This is a genomic window from Mesorhizobium sp. P3_A9, assembly GCF_056402975.1.
The window spans coordinates 1-3,029 of sequence record NZ_JBFUGJ010000523.1 but is presented as its reverse complement, the minus strand read 5'-3'; the positions used below and the strand labels follow the sequence as shown (position 1 = coordinate 3,029).

General features: G+C 62.7%; 4 protein-coding genes. 2 read left to right on the top strand and 2 right to left on the bottom strand.

The genetic code is table 11. From position 1 onward, the window contains the following. On the top strand, nt 1-705 hold a 705-nt coding region (locus tag AC1DX0_RS33770; protein ID WP_477358689.1), incomplete at its 5' end, for a hypothetical protein. Nucleotides 706-815: 110 nt separating this feature from the next. Here the strand turns inward: AC1DX0_RS33770 and AC1DX0_RS33765 are convergent. Beyond that, nucleotides 816-908 carry a putative RiPP precursor gene (locus AC1DX0_RS33765; protein WP_477222707.1) on the bottom strand — a complete coding sequence of 31 codons (93 nt, stop codon included), beginning with the start codon at nt 906-908 and terminating at the stop codon, nt 816-818. A 152-nt stretch (nt 909-1,060) separates the two neighbouring features. Then, the gene (locus tag AC1DX0_RS33760) at nt 1,061-1,159 is read right to left on the bottom strand and encodes a putative RiPP precursor (protein ID WP_477222708.1); all 99 of its coding nucleotides are present in this window, start codon (nt 1,157-1,159) and stop codon (nt 1,061-1,063) included. Nucleotides 1,160-1,710: 551 nt separating this feature from the next. Here AC1DX0_RS33760 and AC1DX0_RS33755 point away from each other — a divergent pair. Continuing rightward, the coding region (locus AC1DX0_RS33755; protein ID WP_477358687.1) for an acyltransferase family protein at nt 1,711-3,029 on the top strand (1,319 nt) is incomplete at its 3' end.

The window sequence follows — 3,029 nt, the reverse complement described above, 5'->3', positions numbered from 1 at the left end:
GGCCCAACCTTCATCACCCAGGTCTACGCCGCCGACGGCAAGGTCTATGACTATGGCAGCGAGGCGATGATGCTACCGATCTTCCTCGATCCGGTTGTCAGCAATGGCGACAAGCAGATCGGCGGCGGCGATGGCGTGATCAACACCACCCAAGAGGCCTTCTTCTTCGGCGCGCGGAGCCTTAGCGATACGAATCTGCCCGACACCGGAGCAAAACGGAAGCTGCTGCACGAGATCGCTTCCAGCTATGCCACCTGCATGGCCAAGGCAAAAGATGCGTTCGACAAGGCCGGCAGCAAAGGCGCCTCGCCCAAACTGACCCTTCGCATCGAAGGCTTTGCCAGCGAGAAATGGGAGACCGTCAAGGATCCCGCATTGAGAAAGAACCTTAATCTCTATCTCGCCGAGGGCCGCCGCAACGCGGTAATCCAGGCACTGGAGGCCGATTCATCAGCGATCGAAATAGTGCCGAAGCCAGTCCGCCTGACATTTGCCCAGCTGACGGATGTCGATACGGCCAAGGTGACGAACGGTTTCGAGTTCGACAGTTATGACGCAATGGAAGCGTCCCTGATCGGCAAGGTTCCCGGCGGCAGCCAGCCGGAGGCTCCGGTCGATTTGCTGAAGCGGTCGGTCATCATCAGCGTCGACGGCGAACCACCGCAACAGTGCCGCCCAGCGGGCACGATTCCGGGAAAAGTGTGAAGCGGCTTTCCGTTCGCAGTTGCGTCAAAACCAGAAGATGGACCAGGCGTTTCCGTAAGCGCCGGACCACTCCAGCGCCGCCAGCTTGCGAGCGGCGACTCCCGGCAGGCTTAGGCGGCCTTTCCTGACATCGAGACGAGCGCGGTGACGCGGGAGAGCTGCTCGCGCTTGCGCAGCGTCGGCTTTTCGTAGGTCTTCTTCATGATATCCCCTTGCCCAAGTGATGGGCCGAGATTGCACCATGGACCGATAGCGTCAAGCCGCGACCGAGATATCGGCGCGGTGACGGCGGCCGGAAATGCCGCCCTGTTGCATTGTCACCACGAACGAGTTGGCGAAAATGCTCTGCGCCCGCTCAGATCGGGCCGGACGCCACGAACGCGACGACGCTGGACAGCTTTTCGCGCTTCACCAGTACCGGCTTTTCGTAAGTCTTCTTCATGGATGTCCCCAATCAAATCAACAGCACCTGACGGCGCACACCGCCATCGAGGCACTTGCAACTGCGATGCTTTGGAAGTGCGAAGCCGGGTTCAGAGCCTCACCTTGAGGGAACGCTGGCGACCACTTTCGACAGCTTTTCGCGCTTTTCGAGAACCGGCTTTTCGTAAGTCTTCTTCATGGAATGCCCCAATGCCCCAGGGAAAGACGCCAGATGGCACCATCCACCCAACCCTCGTCAAGCTGGAGTCAAGCAACCGGTGCGAAATCGCGAAATGTTGATCACACGGCCGGCATGGCCGCCAGCCGTGTCGTTGTAAATTCCGCCCTGCTGCTATTGGCAGAGCGAAGGTATGCAGGCGGCGGTGACCGCGGAGAGCTTTTCGCGCCGAACCAGCGTTGGCCTTTGATAGGACTTCTTCATTTTACATTATCCGGGCATTGGCCAGGAGATCGATTTCCGCCACCTTCCCTTTTTCGCCATGTTGCATTGCGAAAAGTTTGCTGYACTGCAATATTCTCTGTCCAGGCCGACACGCGAGGCCGGCTAGCGAAGGAGTTATCATGGCGGCATCGTTCCGGCCTGATATACAGGGGTTGCGCGCGCTGGCGGTCGGCGGCGTCGTTGCCTATCATTTCGGCCTCACCGCCCTGCCCGGCGGCTTTGCCGGCGTCGACATCTTCTTCGTCATTTCCGGCTGGCTGATCACCGCCCACCTGATGCGCGAGATCACCGAGACCGGGCGGCTCGACCTCTGGCGCTTCTATGCCCGCCGCGCCCGACGGCTTTTGCCGGCGGCGCTGTTCGTCATCCTGGCGACGCTCGCCACCGGCTACTTCATCATGGCGCCGCAGGAGCAGGCGCTTTATTCGCGCGGCGCCATGTATGCGTCCGCCTATGCCATCAATCTGTGGCTGCTGCGTTGGTCGTTCGACTATTTCGCCGCCGATGCGTTGAGCAATCCGTTCATCCACTTCTGGTCGCTGTCGGTGGAAGAGCAGTTCTATCTCGTCTGGCCGGCGCTGCTGCTGTTCGCCGCATGGCTGCATCCGGGCAAGCGCATGGCCGTGATCGTGATCGGCGTCGCCGGCCTCGCCTCCTTCGTCGCCTGCCTGTGGCTCACCAGCGCCTCGCCGGCCTGGGCCTTCTACTTCTCGCCGCTGCGCGCCTGGGAGTTCGCCGCCGGCGGCCTGGCGACGCTGGCGCCGGCGACATTGCTGCGCCGCGCGTGGCTGCGCGCAGTGCAGGGCTGGCTCGGCCTGGGGCTGATCGCCGTCGCCTATCTCTGCTTGAGCGAAGACATGCCCTTTCCCGGCTGGTACGCACTGCTGCCGGTCGCCGGCACGGTGCTTGTGCTGCTGGCCGGCGAAGAGAGCGACGCGAAGACGGCCAACCTGACCGGCTGGCAGGCCCTAATGCCCGCCACAGCACTTTCGCTGCCGCCGTTGCAATGGATCGGCACGCTCTCCTATTCGCTCTATCTCTGGCACTGGCCTGTCATCGTCTACGCGCAAATGCTGGTGCTGGATCTCGGCGTGGCGCAACGCCTCGGCTGCGGCGCCCTGTCGCTGGCGCTGGCGTTCCTGACCTATCATCTGATCGAGAATCCGGGACGGCGTTTCGGCTGGCTGACAGTGGGCGCTCGAGCGCTGGTTCCCGCCCTGGCGCTGACGGGCGTCGGCGTGGCGGTGGCCTACGCCAATGCGCATCTGGCCACGCGCAACATCGACCCCGCCCAGCGCGGCATCGAGCAGGCCGCCGAACAGCCTTCCACCGCGCGCGCCACCGACGAAAACTGCCTGCTCGACTTCAACACGGTGACGCCGAAACCCTGCACGTTCGGCGCGGCCGACGCCGCCCACACCATCGTGCTGTTCGGTGA